This window comes from Paenibacillus sp. P46E (assembly GCF_001909095.1).
GTDB classification, from domain to species: domain Bacteria; phylum Bacillota; class Bacilli; order Paenibacillales; family Paenibacillaceae; genus Paenibacillus_AQ; species Paenibacillus_AQ helianthi.
Genome location: NZ_LVYZ01000031.1, coordinates 20,297 through 37,359, shown reverse-complemented (window position 1 = coordinate 37,359; position 17,063 = coordinate 20,297). Strand labels below are relative to the sequence as shown.

The 17,063-nt window shown below is 49.9% G+C and carries 13 protein-coding genes; 11 read left to right on the top strand and 2 right to left on the bottom strand.

The genetic code is table 11. The features are described from left to right. Positions 1-35: 35 nt before the first annotated feature. On the top strand, positions 36-1,109 hold the full coding sequence (locus tag A3849_RS08570) for an HD domain-containing phosphohydrolase (protein ID WP_074111088.1): 1,074 nt from the start codon (positions 36-38) through the stop codon (positions 1,107-1,109). Positions 1,110-1,170: 61 nt separating this feature from the next. Here the strand turns inward: A3849_RS08570 and A3849_RS08565 are convergent, their stop codons facing one another. Next, positions 1,171-1,857, bottom strand: a complete 687-nt coding sequence (locus tag A3849_RS08565; protein WP_074111034.1) for a response regulator transcription factor — start codon at positions 1,855-1,857, stop codon at positions 1,171-1,173. Between the two features lie 156 nt (positions 1,858-2,013). Between A3849_RS08565 and A3849_RS08560 the strand changes: the two genes are divergently transcribed. Together A3849_RS08560 and A3849_RS33950 are read left to right on the top strand one after the other, a co-directional pair. After that, positions 2,014-3,285, top strand: coding sequence for an Hpt domain-containing protein (locus tag A3849_RS08560; RefSeq protein WP_074111033.1), 1,272 nt, complete (start codon positions 2,014-2,016; stop codon positions 3,283-3,285). Next, positions 3,282-3,482, top strand: a complete 201-nt coding sequence (locus tag A3849_RS33950) for a hypothetical protein (RefSeq protein ID WP_074111032.1) — start codon at positions 3,282-3,284, stop codon at positions 3,480-3,482. The genes A3849_RS08560 and A3849_RS33950 overlap by 4 nt, the downstream gene beginning before the upstream one ends. 12 nt (positions 3,483-3,494) lie before the next feature. Here the strand turns inward: A3849_RS33950 and A3849_RS08550 are convergent, their stop codons facing one another. Then, on the bottom strand, positions 3,495-4,601 hold the full coding sequence (locus tag A3849_RS08550) for an LLM class flavin-dependent oxidoreductase (protein WP_074111031.1): 1,107 nt from the start codon (positions 4,599-4,601) through the stop codon (positions 3,495-3,497). A gap of 353 nt (positions 4,602-4,954) precedes the next feature. On the opposite strand from A3849_RS08550, the gene A3849_RS08545 reads away from it, so the two are divergent. The 8 genes from A3849_RS08545 (at position 4,955) to A3849_RS08505 (ending at position 17,020) form a co-directional block, all read left to right on the top strand. After that, entirely contained in the window at positions 4,955-6,547 is a 1,593-nt protein-coding gene (locus tag A3849_RS08545) for a copper amine oxidase N-terminal domain-containing protein (RefSeq protein WP_074111030.1), read from the top strand. 161 nt (positions 6,548-6,708) lie between these two features. Beyond that, positions 6,709-7,992, top strand: a complete 1,284-nt coding sequence (locus A3849_RS08540; RefSeq protein WP_074111087.1) for an ArsB/NhaD family transporter — start codon at positions 6,709-6,711, stop codon at positions 7,990-7,992. A 163-nt stretch (positions 7,993-8,155) separates the two neighbouring features. Next, positions 8,156-8,830, top strand: coding sequence for a Na-translocating system protein MpsC family protein (locus tag A3849_RS08535; protein WP_074111029.1), 675 nt, complete (start codon positions 8,156-8,158; stop codon positions 8,828-8,830). A 150-nt stretch (positions 8,831-8,980) separates the two neighbouring features. Continuing rightward, complete coding sequence (locus A3849_RS08530) at positions 8,981-9,367, top strand: response regulator (RefSeq protein ID WP_178382641.1); 387 nt, start codon at positions 8,981-8,983, stop codon at positions 9,365-9,367. A gap of 202 nt (positions 9,368-9,569) precedes the next feature. Continuing rightward, on the top strand, positions 9,570-11,837 hold the full coding sequence (locus A3849_RS08520) for a PAS domain-containing hybrid sensor histidine kinase/response regulator (RefSeq protein ID WP_083613409.1): 2,268 nt from the start codon (positions 9,570-9,572) through the stop codon (positions 11,835-11,837). A gap of 476 nt (positions 11,838-12,313) precedes the next feature. Then, positions 12,314-13,390: a bifunctional 3-deoxy-7-phosphoheptulonate synthase/chorismate mutase gene (locus A3849_RS08515; RefSeq protein ID WP_074111027.1), complete on the top strand. Its 1,077-nt coding sequence runs from the start codon at positions 12,314-12,316 to the stop codon at positions 13,388-13,390. Positions 13,391-13,675: 285 nt separating this feature from the next. Beyond that, positions 13,676-15,067 carry a SulP family inorganic anion transporter gene (locus tag A3849_RS08510; RefSeq protein ID WP_083613416.1) on the top strand — a complete coding sequence of 464 codons (1,392 nt, stop codon included), beginning with the start codon at positions 13,676-13,678 and terminating at the stop codon, positions 15,065-15,067. A 195-nt stretch (positions 15,068-15,262) separates the two neighbouring features. Further along, positions 15,263-17,020 (top strand): methyl-accepting chemotaxis protein, encoded by a 1,758-nt coding sequence (locus A3849_RS08505; RefSeq protein ID WP_074111025.1) that lies wholly within the window; start codon positions 15,263-15,265, stop codon positions 17,018-17,020. Positions 17,021-17,063 lie beyond the last annotated feature (43 nt).

Below are 17,063 nucleotides of genomic sequence, written 5' to 3'. Positions count from 1 at the left end.
AAGGGTGGCCGATGCTGATGAACGAGGGATTGCACATGTTAAACTCAGATACCCTATATCCGGAGCTATACAAACAAGGGAAAATCATGATTATTGATGATGTCCGGGCAAATACACTACTGCTCCAAAAGCTGTTTATTCTAGAAGGGTACTCGAATATCTCTGTCATTAACGAGCCGCAAAGGGCGGTTCAGGCGATCGAAGAAGAGGCTCCTTCGGTACTGCTCCTGGATTTGAATATGCCTGAGGTCAGCGGTTTTGATATTCTAATGCAGCTCAACGAGCGGAAGTCGCCCTTGTTGTCTTCCGTCATCATTATTACAGCTTATCAGGATTCGGCACTCCGACACCGTGCGTTGCGGCTGGGGGTGAGCGATTTTATAACCAAACCGTTCGATCCTGTTGAAATATTGCTTAAGGTACAGCATCTGGCAGAGGCGAATGATCAGCGCAGGCTGCAGGAAGAGCAGAACATGCGGGTAGAATTGCTTTTGCAGGAGCATATTTTTGAGCTTGAAGAGCTCCGGCAGGAGTATGTCCAGCGGATGTTTCAGACCATGAGCCAAAAGGACAATGAAACAGGAAAGCATCTGCTGCGGATCAGCAATTATGTATATGTGCTGGCAAAACGGATGGGGCTTGGGGAAGAGACTTCACTGAAGCTGAAGCTGGCAAGTGCACTGCATGATATAGGGAAGATCTCCATCCCTGACCGTATCCTGCATAAGGAAGGGAAATTAACTCCGGAAGAGTTCGAAATCATGAAAGAGCATACGACCAAAGGTGCAGAGCTCTTATCAGGCAGCCGTAACGAAATTCTTGTAATAGCGGAGAGTATTGCGCTGACTCATCATGAGAAATGGGATGGCAGGGGCTACCCGCAGGCTTTGAAGGGGGAGGGGATTCCGCTGGAAGGGCGGATCACCGCAGTATGCGATGTATTTGATGCGCTCACCTCGAAACGTCCCTACAAACCCGCATGGACTGTGGAGGACTCTATGGCAGAGCTCCAGCGGCAAAGCGGTATACATTTTGATCCAGAGGTTGTCCGGGCCTTTGTTGATGTCTATGATGAGATGATTTGGATTCGCGAGAGATGGCAGGATTGAACAGAAAGAAAGCTGGTCTGGCGACATATAGCCGCAAGCCAGCCCTGTACATATAAACAGATTAGACTACAAATTTATAGCCAATTCCCCATATGGTCTTGATCATTTTATGATCGGGATCTATTTTTTTGCGGATGTTTTTGAGATAGACGGTTACGGTGTTAATGTCCCCATTGTCTTCATAGCCCCACACGGCATTGTAAATCTGCTCTCTGCTGAGCACAAGATTCTTGTTGCGCACCATATACAGCAGAATCTCCAGTTCTTTTCCCGATAAATGAATGAGTTCTCCGCCAATAATCACTTCATAGGTTTCCCCGTTAATCGTTATATCATCAAACTGAAAGATTTTCTGGTTCGAAGCCGCAGGTTTGGCCGTGCGAAGTTCGCGCCGGAGGTGAGACTTAATACGTGCCGTCAATTCGTCCATGCTGAAGGGTTTGGTGATATAGTCATCGGCCCCCAGCTCAAGCCCGAGCACTTTGTCAATCTCGCGGTCCTTAGCGCTTAGCAGCAGAATGGGGGCGCTTACGAGGTCGCGGATCGCCTTACAAATATCGAGTCCGTTCATGGAAGGCATTACAATATCCAGAACGATTAGCGAAAAAGAATGAAGCTTAACCAGCCGGATTACTTCTTCACCCTCTGAGACCGGAAACACCTCATAGCCTTCCAGTTCCAGACGCTTTTTCAGAAGAATAAGGATATCTCGGTCATCGTCCACTACAAGGATTTTAGGCTTATTCATAAAGGGATAACCTCCACAGCGATGCTCATATCTATGATTTTATCACATCTTCTCTATAAATTTTTATATTTGAATCACTTTATCACTAGATTTGTTTGATAAAACTAGGTTGTACAGCAATAAGGGGTGGTCCCCCGGGAGATGTGGTGATCGCACATGGATATGAACCAGTTTTTGGAAGTGTATATGGAAGAAGCCGATGAGCAGATTCAAATCATGGAGGAAAAAATGCTCCTGCTTGAACAGGGGAGCTGCGATGCCGAAACGATACAATCTCTATTCAGAGCAGCACATACCCTCAAAGGTTCTTCAGCAGCCATGGGGTTTGACCTTATTAAGAACGTAACGCATGAAATGGAATCTTTACTGGATCTGATCCGGAATAATCAACTGGATGTGACCCTTGAACTGGTAGAGCTGCTCATTGATAGTCTGGATATCATCAAGCTTCTCAAGGAGGAGTTGTCCTCGGGTTCCGGTGAAACGGTCATTGACGGGATTTTGTCCAGAATTGCATATTTCCGGATTCATGGCTCAGCATCTGACTCTAGCATGGAGGCATTGCCAGAACCCTTTAAGCTTCATCCGCTATCACTGACACTGGATGAGCGTTACCGCTGTCTGGAGGCGCAGGAGCAGGGAAAGGCTATTCTGGAGGTTGGTATCGAGCTGGTGCAGGATTGTCAGATGAAAGCTGCCCGGGCAGCGATTATTCATCAACGTATTGCCGATCTTACCGATATTGTGAACATGAGTCCTCTGATGGACGAGTCGGCTGCGGAGCAGAATGAGGTTCAATTCCAATCGCTCCAATTCCTTTTGATCTCCGACTTAACGGACCATGAGCTGCAGAAGAAAATCGCTTCACTGGTTGAGGTGGCGGAGGTCCGCATTCAGAACATGGAGCTGGAGGAGCCAGGGGGGATTTCTTCTGCTATAGTTCCTGAAACAGACGGAGAGCCTGCTTCAGATGAGATAGTCTCCCCGCTTACAACAGATAGCGCTTTACCTGCCCTTGTCCAGCCGGTAGATAAGAAAAAGACGCGCTCCATCCGGGTAGATGTGGAGAGACTGGAGCATCTGATGAATCTGGTGGGAGAGCTGCTGATTGACCAAGTAGGCATCAAACAGGCTGGCCGGATGCTGAATTTGCGGTATCGCGGAGATGAGGAATGCAGCAAGCTGGCCGGGCAAACCGATCATCTGGGCCGGGTTATCCATGAATTGCAGGAGCAGGTGATGAAGATCAGAATGCTGTCCGCAGAGCAATTATTCAGCCGGATGCCCCGTATTGTAAGGGATCTGTCCAAGCCGGATTTATTTTTGAAAAAGATAAATTTGCTCATTCAGGCTTTACGCAGGTCGTATCCACTACGGTACAAACAGCCAGAATCGCCGAATGCCCGATCCAGATTGAAGCGCGGGTGAAGCATATCCGTATTCCAGAGGATTCACCGCATTTTGCTATTGTCGAAACGCAAAGCACACAGGTACATGTCCATAAGGAACTGGTTGCTGGCGAACATCATATTCATCCGGCAAGCTGGAACCCGCTGATCTACAATTTCCGCCATTACTTTGGATTAAGTGCAGAACTTGGTAAATCATACCGGTCGGAGAAGTGAAAATTAACAGGGTTAAAGTTCACGTACGGGCGAGATGCCGCTGCTCTTCTTGGCAATCTCTCTGCGCACAACCGGGGCTACCTCAGTAGCCAGCAGTTCAATCGCCGTAGCCACCTTATTGAAGGGAATGCCGCCGATATCCAATTGGGTCATGAAGCGGTTGTGGCCGAACAGCTCGTGCTGGTAGAGGATCTTCTCAATAATCTGCTGCGGGCTGCCGACTGCCAGAGTGTTGACCGGAGATACGAAGTGACCAAAATCGCTGCGGGAGACGCGGTATTCCGGGTTACGGCTTGGACTGATGGCATTGCGGTAGCTGTAATAATAAGGATAATACTCGTCCAGCGCCTGTTGTGATGTCTTGGCAATGTAGCCATGGCTGGTGATGGCGATCTTCAGGTCTGCTGCTGAATGACCGGCTGCAACCCCGCTCCGCCGGTAAGTATCGGCAAGATTCTGGAAAGGCTCCGGACTGCCGCTAAGAATGGCGACGGCCATGCCTATACCAAGACGTCCAGCCTGTTCAGCGCTTTCGGCGGAGCCCCCGATGCCAATCCAGAGCGGAAGCTTCTGCTGCAGGGGACGCGGGGCGATCTCGGCATTGTGCAGCGGGGATCTGAAATGCCCTTTCCAATTCATGACTTCCTGCTGATTGAGCTGCAGCAGCAGCTCCAGATTCTCGGTAAAGAGCTGTTTGTAGTCTTCCAGTTCATAGCCGAACAGCGGGAAGGATTCCAGGAATGCCCCCCGTCCGGAGATGATTTCTGCGCGTCCGCCGGACAGCAAGTCAAGGGAAGCAAAATCCTCAAACACCCGCACCGGGTCAGTAGTGCTTAGCACGGTAGTTGCGCTGGTCAGCTTGATCCGCTTGGTCACTTGGGAGATGGCGGCGAGCACAACGGGTACAGAGGAGATCACAAAGTCCAGCCGGTGATGTTCACCCACCCCGAATACATCAAGCCCCGCTTCATCAGCAAGCTTGGCGGCCTCGATGACTTCATTCATACGCTGCTGAGGGCTGATCCGCTGCCCTGTGTGGCAGTCGGTTACAATATCCCCCAAGGTGTAAATGCCAAATTCAAATTCCGGTAAGGTTTCTTCTATAGTATTGTTGTCCATCGTTCAAACCCCTTGTTTTTAAGTATTATGTTTTCCTATCCGATGTAAGGAAGAATATAAGTTATTGTAACACAATAACTTACAAAATGTAAGTACATGAGTGTAAGTTTGCAGCTGTATTGGAATTCATGATTTTGCTTAGGATTAGTGTATTGGATTTTTCCGTTTTCATCCATGAACTGCTGCTGTTCTGGGTTTGATTTAAATTTTTCGTGAAAAGGTGATCCAAAAATATAAACTCTGCGATTCATTAGACTAAGCAAGATTTAGCGCATGCGCTGATGAGAGAGAGTTTCTCCAATTTGGCCCCTTTACATGAGCCCAGGCTCACCCCATTCCAAGGAGGTAAGAAGATGAAGCTGAAGAAATTGCTAGCCCCTGTACTTAGTTTGTCCCTGATGCTGCCGGTGATGGCGAGTGCGGCAGCCGCCCCGCCTCAAGCTGTTGTGGATACCCCGGCCGCCCAGCTCAGAGCGAGTCTTGACTACCTGCTGTCCGAGCATTTCACCCTTGCAGTTACTGCAATGACCAAAGCCTATGACGGTTCCAGAGATGCTGCCGCCGCTTATCAGGCACTGGACCAGAATGCGCTGGACATGCAGCCGGCGATTACCTCGCTCTACGGCGAAGCCGGAGGTACGGAATTTGAACGGATCTTCCGCCAACATAACAAATATACGGATGATTTGGTTAAAGCCGTCAAAGCAAATGACACCGCTGCCCGTCAAAAGGCAGAGCAGGAGGTTCAGGGCTTCGTCACAGAGTTTGCTGCTTTTCTGAGTACCGCAACTGCCAGCAAACTTCCGCAAACAGCGGCAGAAGAAGCAATCCGCAGTCATGAAAATCATGTACAGCAGGTATTGGATGCTTATGTAGCCGGTGATTATAACAAGGCTTATACGACCTATCGCACAGGTTTTCAGGAAATGTTCACGATCAGCAAGGTGTTGTCTACAGCAATTGCCACGCAAATGCCGGATAAATTCCAGAACACCCGTCCGGATACCAAGGCTGCTGACCTCCGTTCAGCGCTGAACAGTGTAGCTGCTGAGCATTTTGCGCTCTCAGTACTGGAAATGCAGAAGCAATTCGACGGCAAAGCCGACTACCAGGCTCTCATTAACGCCGAAGCGGGCAACACCGCTGATTTCAAAGCGGCTGTTGCCTCGATCTACGGTGCTGCTGGCGGGGATGCTTTTGAACAGATTTGGGTGGGCAACCATATCACTGCCCAAAGCGATTATGTGAATGCGGTGAAGAACAATGATGCTGCCGCGCGTGCAGCCGTTCTGGCACGGATCGACGGCTTCACTATGGAACTGGGCAAATTTCTGGGTACTGCAACGGCCGGGAAGCTGCCGGCAAGTGCGGCACAGACTGCACTGAAGGCCCATGAAGGCCAGGTGCAGAGCACGTTGGACCAGTATGCAGCCGGAGATTATACGGCTTCGTATACCACAAACCGTGCAGGCTATAAAACGATGTTCGGCGTAGGATTGGCCCTGTCGGGAGCGATTGTCGCACAGTTCAACGACAAGTTCCAGGAAGCGGCAGTTCCGGCCGGCATGACCACGGTATGGATGAAGCTGAACAGCAAAGAACTGAATATTAACGGAATCGTAACGATGATGGATACAAGGCCTTCGAATATGAGTGGTACCACATATATCCCGCTGCGTTACCTTGGTGAGGGCATTGGAGCAAAAGTGAAATATGATCACCAGACCCGCACCGTATGGGTAATGGCAGGCAGTGATACGTTGAAGTTCTGGATTGACAGCAATGTAATGGAAGTCAATGGTATGCAAAAGTCTGTCGGCGCCAAAGTCATCATTAACAAAGACGGCAGAACGATGGTTCCCCTTCGCTTTATTGCTGAACTTCTGCAATGGAATGTGACCTGGAACCAGACGGAAGGTCTGATTACGCTGATGAAAGAGATGTAAAACAAAGGAGGAAATCCTCCTAAACGACTCTCCTAGCCCGGATGTGCGTGAACCTGTTCAGCTTGCTGCTGGGAGGCGCATGGCCTTCGGGCTTTTTTTTTGCCGCCAAGGAAGATATGATAAGCTTTAGGACAAGCCATGCGAAGTTTACGGGAGGCATTATGGAACAGCAAGGGATTTGGGCAATAAGTATTTTTCTGCTTACATATGGGCTGATTATTTCGGAGAAGGTTCACCGCACGATTGTGGCGATGCTGGGAGCCTTGATTATGGTTGGGGTAGGCATTGTCTCGCAGGAAACAGCGCTGGAGCATATTGATTTCAATACGCTTGGCCTGCTGGTAGGAATGATGATGATGGTGGGTATTACTGCCGAGACCGGCTTGTTCAGTTATGTGGCGGTAAAGGCAGCCAAGGTGGCCAAGGGTGAGCCTAGGCGAATATTAGTGGCACTGGTAGTGGTGACTGCACTGGCCTCGGCGTTTCTTGATAATGTGACCACGGTTCTGCTCATGGTGCCGATTACCTTCAGCATTACGAGACAGCTGCGAATTAATCCAATACCGTTTCTGCTATCGCAGATCGTTGCCTCGAACGTGGGCGGAACGGCGACGTTGATTGGAGACCCGCCGAATATTATGATCGGCAGCGCCGTGAAAGAACTGACGTTCATGGCGTTTATTAACAACCTCACTCCAGTGATCCTGATTATCATTCTGGCATATTTGCCGCTGTTCCTGCTCATGTTCGGCAAGCAGCTCAAGACCTCACCCGAGCTGCAGCAGAGGGTCATGGAGATGGATGAACATGCGATGCTTAAGGACCGCAAGCTGCTGCGTAAGTGTCTGTGGGTACTGGGACTGACCATTCTGGGCTTCTTCCTGCATCAGTCGATACATCTGGAGTCGGCAACAGTGGCGCTGGCTGGAGCTTTTGTACTGCTTCTTCTGACTGGGGGAGAAAAGATGCTGCTAAAGGCTTTTAAGAGTGTGGAATGGATTACGATATTTTTCTTTATCGGTCTGTTTGTGCTCGTGTCCGGTCTGGTGGAGACGGGGGTAATCGCAGAATTGGCAGGCAAAGCGATGGAGCTTACCGGCGGGAATCTGGTGGCCAGCTCGATGCTGATCTTATGGCTAAGCGCGCTAGCCTCGGCTTTTCTGGACAACATTCCTTTTGTCGCAACGATGATTCCTCTGATTCAGGAGATGGGAACGCTGGGTATCCATAACCTGGAGCCTTTATGGTGGAGTCTCGCACTCGGGGCATGCCTGGGAGGGAATGGGACGTTAATCGGCGCAAGTGCGAATCTTATTGTAGCAGGCCTTGCGGCAAAAGAAGGACATCCGATCACCTTCATGCGATATTTGAAATTCGGCTTTCCTCTGATGCTGCTGTCGATTGTAATCTCAAGCGTGTATATCTATCTGAGGTATCTGATCTAACCTTTGCCATTTAATTAGTATTCCAACTGATCTGGTTAATTTTACTGTATACGCAGAAGCTGGATAATATTATACTTAAGAGAACTGGCCATTTCTTTCAGCAGGCGGAGTTCTCCCCACACTAACAAACACATACACAAAAAATAATGCTGGGGGAAATTGAATGAGCACTACGGAACTTACTAGCCAACTATCCAGTTATACAGGAAGACTGCTTCGGGAGCGTTTCGGGAAAGGACCCGAGTCTATACATGCATCTATTGGGAAGCAATGCATAGCCCTGCATATACGTAATTTTATCGGGCCTGTGGAGCGGTTTCTGCTGAACAAGGAAGAGGAGCAGGCTTTCCGGTACACACGTGAACTTTTAATGAAATCGCTGCTTCCGGAGCTTTCAGCGTACCTGAAGGACATGATGGCTATTGAGGTCGGCGAGCTTTTTTATGATTGGGGGATACATAACGCTTCAGGAATGATCGTTGCGCTCACCAAGCAGGATGGAGCAGAGATTGACGATTATGCTGGACGGGATGAGGTTCATGCCCAAATTAACGAAGTAAGCAGAAAGGTGCAGAAGGAACCGGTACATACCGATTCCTGGTGGCTGGGCCCCCGCACCCTGATTATTAAGCGTGAAGGTATTCTGATTCCTTTGGAGAAGGAATTAATTGGCCTTGGTTATGAGAACACGCTCAAAACAACCAAACGCAAGATGGAAAAACGATACTTGGAGGATACCACCACGATTGCGCCGATGCTTGGCAAAGAGCTTGCCGACATTTATGTGGATTGGGATTTCGACAAAGATACCAGCGTAATAGCCTATACTTTTCTATAATCACCATCATATGAGGCGGAAATGAGTCGGACATGAGAATGAGCCGAACATGAGCCGGAGAAGGGGGATTTATCCCCTTTCTTCGGCTTTTTATTTTTTTTCTGCTGTTTCATAGGGGGAGTTACGCTGGACATTTAGGGGGACATGCTGGTGGAATATAAGCAGACAGTGCTGTACGTGGAAGATAATCAACTCAATATGGCTTTAATGCATCATATCTTCAAAAAAAATCTGCCCTCCGTACTTCTGCTGAAAGCTGAGACGGCAGCGCTGGGTCTACAGATCGCCCGGCAGACACTGCCGGATCTGATTATTCTGGATATTGGCCTGCCCGACCTGAATGGATATGAAGCGCTGGACCGGCTGCAAAATGATGAATTAACAAGTCTGATACCGGTGCTGGCGATCAGCGCCTTTGCCCAGAGATCTGATATCGAACGGGCTCAGAATGCAGGATTTTCCGGTTATATGACCAAGCCGTTTCAGGTTAAAGCCCTTACTGAGGCTGTGGAGAAGCTTTTAGCCGGGATTGACTGATGCTGCACACAATTCAGGGGAGAAGGAATGGATCAGCGATAGGTGGAGAACTGGGGAGGACTCTGCCCTGAAGACCGGTTTTGTTCAACTGAACCAGCTTAGATTACCATTTGACATTCACCCGATAATACAAGATATTAATACTGAAGATTTTAACTAAAATTCTTGCGTTTGATACTCCACAAACGGGCGGTGAAATTACATGTCAAAACAACATGCAGAAGCGTATTCCCACTTTGGATATGCATGCAGAACGGGAGTGGTTGGAGTAGCTTTCCTTTCCATGGACGAGCATTGGACCAGCGTAAATCCGGCGGTAACCTCGCTGCTCGGGTTTACGGAGGAACAGCTCCTGGGACAGCATTTCAGAGAGCTTCTATACGGGGATTCACTAGGGAAATATATAAAGATGGCAGGTGCTCTAGACGCTGGAGAGGCACCCTTTTTGGAATGCGAAATTAACTTATCCGCCGCCTCCGGATCACCGGTGCCGGTGCTGCTCCATATGACGCTTGTGAGTGATCCCCCGACAGGGAAAAAACTGTATTATCTGCTGCATTTGGCGGAGCTGGCTGCTGTAGATAAAAGTGATGAGCTGAGTTCTCCTGCGGACATGCTATATAAACAGATTGTGGCCAATATTTCCGATGTGGTCTATTTTGCAACACCGGACAGTATTTGCAGGTACTGCTCGCCTTCGGTAAGGGAGGTGCTCGGCTACGATCCCGAACAGCTGGTGGGCCGGGATATCCGCGGGCTGATCCATCCTGATGATCTTAAGGGGCTTGATTTCCCTGAATCTCAAGATTATCAGAGGGTTCAGATCCGGATTCAACATGCCGACGGCCGCTATTTGTGGATTGAGTTCACCCTTCGCCTGATTGAGGAAGAGGGATCTCAGCACAGCGTACTCGCTGTCGGACGGGATGTGACGGAACGCAGGATTGTGGAACAGAAGCTGCAGGAATCCGTCGAAAGATATACATCCCTTAAAAAGTATAACCATGATGCGATTATTTCCCTTGACCTTGAGGGTAGAATTATTAACGGGAATGAGAAAGCCTGCCAGCTTACCGGCTTCAGCATTCCGGAGCTGGTTGGTATGAATGTGGGCCGGATTATCGGGGAAGACCATCTGGAGGAAGTGATCACTTACCCCCAAAAAGATAGTTCTGCTGAGGTGAACATCAGCCATATCTGGCATCGGGAGGGGCATTCTGTTGAGGTGCTGACGACTATTGCCCCGATTATTATCAATAACATCACAGTAGGATTCTATATTATCGTTAAGGATATTACCGAACAGAAGAAGCTGCTGATTGCCAAAGAGTCCGCCGAAAAAACAAACCGCGCCAAAAGCGAGTTTCTGGCGATGATGAGCCATGAGATTCGTACGCCCATGAACGGTGTTATCGGGATGACGGACCTGCTGCTGGATATGTGTGAGCCGGGTTCACAGCAAAGAGAGTATTTGGATATCATCCGTCAAAGCGGCGATACCTTGCTAGCAATCATTAATGATGTGCTGGACTTCTCCAAAATCGAGGCAGGCAAAACCGTTCTTCATGAAGAGCCGTTTATGCTGATGGCCTGTGTAGATTCTGTGCTTGAGCTGCTGCAGCATAAAGCGGACAAGAAAGACCTGAAGATTGACATGGACATCGGCCCGGACGTACCGCACCATCTGATTGGTGACGGTGACAGGCTGAAGCAGATCCTGCTTAATTTGGTGGGGAATGCCGTGAAGTTTACTTACAGCGGAGGGATAAAGGTAAGGCTAAGGACAGCAGCAAGAGCCGAGGGAAAGGTGACGCTGGAATTCACAGTGGCCGATACCGGTATTGGAATTCCCGAGAGTTCCCGCAGCCGGCTGTTTGAGCCCTTTTATCAGCTTGATCATTTCATGAACCGGCGCCATGAGGGGACAGGATTGGGACTAGCCATTACCAAGCAGCTCGTGGAACTGATGGGTGGCACAATCGCTCTGGATACTTCAGTGGAGTCAGGATCATCCTTTGTGTTCACAGTCGTGCTGTATGAAGAAACAGACAGACAGACTGGTACAGAGACTGGCAAAGAAGGGACTGAACCGCTTTCGGGCGAACATCCCTTGCGGATTCTCGTGGCTGAAGACAATGAGATCAATCAGATCGTATTGCGTAAAATTCTGGAGAAGCGCGGGTATTCCGTTGATGTTGCGGGAGACGGGCATCAGGTCATGCAGATGGTCCGCGGGAAGAGCTACGATCTTATATTTATGGATGTGCAAATGCCGCGAATGAATGGTCTGGAAGCCACACAGGCGATCAAAGAAATGCTGCCGCCGGAGAAGCAGCCGGTCATCATTGCCGTTACTGCCAATGCGCTCAAGGGAGACCGCGAGTTATGCCTGGCTGCCGGAATGGATGAATATATCAGCAAGCCGCTGAGAAGTGAGACGGTAAGCGCAATGGTAGGTAAATTTTTCTGAAGCAGGGCTGCGGAACCGTATGCAATCCATTATACTGCGTTAAAGCTGAGATGCGGTGAACGGATATCTTGCATGTGTTATCTATTTTGTTTAAGATAGCAGAAACTGGTACAAAAGTGTTGCCAGCCATAATGAAATGATGATGACGAAGAGAGTAAGCGTGAGAAACGGATCTTAACAGGGAAGGCGTGCCGGAGACTGAGAGCACCCTCAAGAGACGATTTGCGCTGAAGTTCACTTCCGAGTTGGCCCCTGAAGTACACTGCTGCAGCAGGTATGTGTAGGATGGCCCGCGCTCCGCGTTACCGGGTATAAGACAGAGTTGATTCCAGCCTGGCTTGAAGGTGTTTTTTGCCAGAGCCTCAGATTGGATTGAATTCTAAATTAGGGTGGTACCACGGCTCCTCGTCCCTTGCGACGGGGGGCCTTTTTGCGTTCATATTCTAAATTCAGCTGACAAGAAGGAGTGGAAGGTAATGAGCAACGCGGAACTTAATGGGCTGAGAGCCCGCCTGGATGAGATCAATGGACAACTGCTGGAGCTAATCTCCGAGCGGGCCCAGGTCGTGCAGGAAATTGGAGCGGTAAAAGAAAAACAGGGTGTGCCAAAGTTCGATCCCGAACGGGAAAAACAGATGCTGGAGAAGCTGGTGGCAAGCAATAAAGGTCCTTTCACAAGCGGAACGATCCGCACCCTTTTCAAGCAGATTTTCTCCGCATCTCTTGATCTGCAAAGTACGGAGCATAAGAAATCGCTGCTGGTGGCCCGGAAAAATCACGCGGAGGATACGGTTATCGTTCTGCCGGGTAATGTTACAGTCGGCGGATTATCATCGTTGATGGTGGCAGGTCCTTGCTCCGTGGAGAGTGAACTGCAGACCCGTACCGTTGCTGCCGCTTTGCAGAAGGCTGGTGTAAAGGTAATGCGCGGCGGAGCCTTCAAACCCCGTACCTCCCCTTATGATTTCCAGGGACTTGGAATGGATGGCCTGAGAATTCTGCGGGAAGCAGCTACGGAGTACGGTCTTCTCACCATTAGTGAAATTGTAGACCCCCGCCATATTGAAGAGGCCCTTGATTATGTGGATGTGATTCAGGTTGGCGCACGGAATATGCATAACTTCGAACTGCTCAAAGCAGTAGGCGAAGTGAACAAACCAGTGCTGCTGAAGCGCGGACTATCTGCTACGCTGGACGAATTCATTCATGCGGCGGAATATATTATGTCCCGGGGCAATATGGAAATTATGCTGATTGAACGCGGTATCCGCACCTATGAGAAGGCGACCCGCAATACGCTCGATATTTCAGCCGTGCCGATTCTCAAGCAGGAATGCCATTTGCCGGTGCTGGTCGATGTGACCCATTCAACCGGACGCAAGGACATTCTGATCCCTTGTGCTAAAGCTGCTCTCGCTGCTGGAGCCGACGGCATCATGGTGGAAGTGCATCCTGATCCGGCTACTGCGTTGTCCGATGCCGCACAGCAGCTGAACATTGAGGAGTTCAATACGTTCTTCAATGAAGTCAAAGCTTCCGGGTTATACCGGTAAAACGCCGTATCTGTTAGACTTGAAAAATTTGAATATATAGAATTTGGACGGATAGTGTAGTTAAGACGAGGATAACGTAATAAACAACGCTTACAAGAGCAGATTGAACTTTTGTGGAGGTTATGGAGGGTCAGGTACAATAAGTAGCATTGGAGCTGCACCGGACCGGGGCTTATACAGAAAGTGCCTCATCCCATAACAGTCACAGGAGGAACAAAAGATTTGAAGCAGCTTAGTTTGAAGAATGTGTGGTTTTTGAACACGAGGAACGATATTTTGTCAGGGATGACGGTGGCTATTGCCCTGATCCCGGAAGCGATTGCCTTTTCTATACTTGCGGGAGTCAGTCCCATGGTAGGCTTGTACGCTTCGTTCTGCATTGCGGTGGTTACGGCATTTGCGGGTGGAAGGCCTGGTATGATTTCGGCAGCTACGGGAGCTATGGCTCTTTTGGTCGGTAGCCTGGTGTTGAACCATGGTATAGAGTATTTGTTTGCAGCTACCGTACTGGCCGGAATCATTCAAATCCTCATGGGGATGCTGAAGCTTGGGAGATTTATTACCTTTTTGCCGCAGCCGGTGATGACCGGTTTTGTGAATGCGCTGGCGATTCTGATTTTTATGGCGCAGTTGACGCATTTCAGCGGACAAGGGTGGGTAATGTATGCCCTGGTGGCACTCACGCTGCTTATTATCTATACGGTTCCCCGTTTCACTAAGGCGGTGCCTTCGGCGCTAGTTGCGATTATTGTGGTGTCCGTGCTCAGCATTGTTCTGGATCTGGATGTGAGAACCGTAGGTGATATGGGAGAGATCACGTCGGCTTTGCCAGTGTTCCACCTGCCGGCGCTTCCATTTACCCTGGATACGCTGCTGATTATTTTGCCTTATTCGCTGTCGCTTGCCGTAGTAGGACTGCTGGAGTCATTGATGACCGCGACCCTGATTGACGATATTACCGGCACCGGGAGCGATAAGAACCGTGAAGCAAAGGGTCAGGGTCTCGCGAACATAGTCACCGGCTTCTTCGGGGGCATGGCTGGCTGCGCGATGATCGGCCAATCTATGGTGAATATGAAATCGGGCGGCCGCAGCCGGCTGTCGACCCTGGTGTCCGGGATTTTTCTGCTGTTCCTGATTCTGGTCCTGGGCGATGTGGTGAAGCAGATTCCCATGGGCGCTCTGGTCGGGGTGATGTTCATGGTATCCATCAGTACCTTTGAATGGAAATCACTAACTTCATTGACGAAGGTTCCGTTAAGCGATGCTCTGGTTATGCTCGTCACCGTGGTTACGGTGGTTGTCACTGATAATCTCTCGATTGGTGTATTGTTCGGTGTCCTGCTCAGTGCCCTTACCTTTGCCTGGAAAATCGCCTCCATCCGTATGACTATTCATACAGCGGCGGTCTCTACCCGGTATACGGTGCATGGTCAGCTGTTCTTCGGCACAACAAGCCAATTCATCCATCATTTCATGGTGGACAGCGATCCGGAGCAGATTATTATTGATTTCACCCATTCGCATGTATGGGATCAGTCCGCAGTAGATGCAATGGCCAAGATCATATCCAAGTATCAAGACATTGGCAAGACAGTAACCATTACCGGTTTGAATGAACAAAGCGCTCTGCTGGTAAAGCGGATCGGATTGTCGCCTCTGGCGGTCATTAAATAAATAATGTTAATTTTAGAGGTTTTCTCCAATGCGGGCTACCTGGCTGCAGAGAAGGCTTCTTTTTTATCTTTTGAACGGAAAAAGGATTTTCAAAAAAGTTGTCGAAATTTTCCGGTAGAGGGACATTTGTCATTGCAAAAACAGGAATGCCCTACTTTATTAATGCGATTGCCATGCGCGAAAGGGAAGGCCTCTATGTTTTCTTTTATCGGAAAAAGACTCATTGCCCGCATCTTCTGTATCATGACCGCAGTCATCATCTGTATCGCGGCAGGGAACATAGCCATTCAATGGGTGAATACCGGCTCGACTGTGAAAGGTACGATCAGCAGCTACAACATGAAGATTGCCAGTCAATATGTAGCGCAGATTAATGCCGGACGCTATAACCATTTTTTGGCCGATCCGCACGAGACAGATCTGTATTGGTCACTCCGGGAGGAGCTTGATCAGTTCCGCAAGTCGATTGGCGCCCGGTATGTATACTTTGTCAGGCTTGATGAGGCGAATCAGCCGCTGCTGATGATTGACGGCAGACCAAAGGGAGACCCGCTGGCCTCGCCGATCAATGAGAAGACGGATATGCCGGCAGCTGCGATCAAGGCAGTACTGGCCGGAGAGAGCGCAAGCACACCACTGATCAAGAGCCCCGAATACGGGGATTATATATCGGCATTTGCTCCAATGAAGGATGATCAGGGGAAATGGGTCGGGGCTTTGGGTATTGATACGGATGTCGCTGTCCTCAGCTCCTTGACCCGCGATGTTCTGTTCCAAAGCCTGCCGCTCTACGGCATCATCCTGTTCCTGTCCTTAGCGGCACTGGGCGTCATGGTCTGGTTCATCTCCCGGGCTTTGCGCCCGCTGCGCACCATTACGGAAAGTGCCGGCTTCATGGCTGAAGGAGATCTGGCAGAAGCGGCCCGGATACTGCATGCCCATCCGGTGAAGTCCCGGGATGAGATCGGAACGGCTTATCGGGTCATGCTCCGGATGTCAGAGGATCTGAACGCCAGGGTCAAGGGGATGGTGTCTAACGTCTCTGCGACCTCCGATTATCTGTATGGTACCTCTGAGACATTTGCCCGGAATGCCGATGATGTACTGCGGATGAGTGAGACGGTCAACGGCAAAATAGGGGATATCTATGCCGGTGCAAGCTCACAGACGGAGGGGGCGCAGAGCAGCGCCATGGCAATGGATGAGATGGCGCAAGGCATTTCGCGTATTTCGGCATCGGCGGCCTTCGTCTCCGAATCCGCGGTCAAAGCGCTGGATATTGTGGAGTCCTCCCAGGCATCCATGAATCAGATGAACCGGCAAATGAAGTCGATCTCTGAATCCACCGGGGAGACCCTGGATATGGCACTGCTGCTGCAAGGCTATGCGGATGAAATCGAGGGGGCGCTGGCTGCAATAAGACAGTTCGCGGACCAGACCAAGCTTTTGGCGCTGAATGCTTCGATTGAAGCAGCGCGTGCAGGAGAACATGGACGGGGCTTCACCGTCGTAGCCGGTGAAGTGCGGAAGCTTGCCGAGGGTTCTGCCGCTTCAGTGGAGCAGGTCGCCGATTTATTGATTCATATCGGTAAAGCGTCGGCAAGCATTAGTACGCAGATGACGGATGCCTCCAGGGAAGTCAAGGAGGGGACTCGAATGTCTGCCGAAGCGGAAACGGCCTTGCTGCAAGCTTCCGCCGCCTTTCGTGAGGTGGCTGAGCAGATCATTGATGTATCGGCAACCACAGAACAGTTGTCCGCAGGTTCAGAAGAAGTGGCTGCAACGGTAGGCAGCATGGCTTATATTGCCAGCGGCGTATCGGATCAGACCCGGCAGATCCGGGAGCTGACCGATCTTCAATTGGAGAAAATCAAAGAGATATACAAGGCTTCAATGGTGATCAGCGCGAATACGAATGATATGCGGGAAGCCATCCGGCAGGTGAAAGTATAGGCAAAGTCTTGTTACTATGTATAGACTAAATGGACATACGCCC

Coding starts and splice junctions, on each gene's coding strand:
- A3849_RS08550 (WP_074111031.1), bottom strand. CDS start 4,601: ATGGACAACAATACTATAGAAGAAACCTTACCGGAATTTGAATTTGGC.
- A3849_RS08545 (WP_074111030.1), top strand. CDS start 4,955: ATGAAGCTGAAGAAATTGCTAGCCCCTGTACTTAGTTTGTCCCTGATG.
- A3849_RS08570 (WP_074111088.1), top strand. CDS start 36: ATGTTAAACTCAGATACCCTATATCCGGAGCTATACAAACAAGGGAAA.
- A3849_RS08510 (WP_083613416.1), top strand. CDS start 13,676: ATGACGGTGGCTATTGCCCTGATCCCGGAAGCGATTGCCTTTTCTATA.
- A3849_RS08520 (WP_083613409.1), top strand. CDS start 9,570: ATGTCAAAACAACATGCAGAAGCGTATTCCCACTTTGGATATGCATGC.
- A3849_RS08540 (WP_074111087.1), top strand. CDS start 6,709: ATGGAACAGCAAGGGATTTGGGCAATAAGTATTTTTCTGCTTACATAT.
- A3849_RS08505 (WP_074111025.1), top strand. CDS start 15,263: ATGTTTTCTTTTATCGGAAAAAGACTCATTGCCCGCATCTTCTGTATC.
- A3849_RS08565 (WP_074111034.1), bottom strand. CDS start 1,857: ATGAATAAGCCTAAAATCCTTGTAGTGGACGATGACCGAGATATCCTT.
- A3849_RS08535 (WP_074111029.1), top strand. CDS start 8,156: ATGAGCACTACGGAACTTACTAGCCAACTATCCAGTTATACAGGAAGA.
- A3849_RS08560 (WP_074111033.1), top strand. CDS start 2,014: ATGGATATGAACCAGTTTTTGGAAGTGTATATGGAAGAAGCCGATGAG.
- A3849_RS08515 (WP_074111027.1), top strand. CDS start 12,314: ATGAGCAACGCGGAACTTAATGGGCTGAGAGCCCGCCTGGATGAGATC.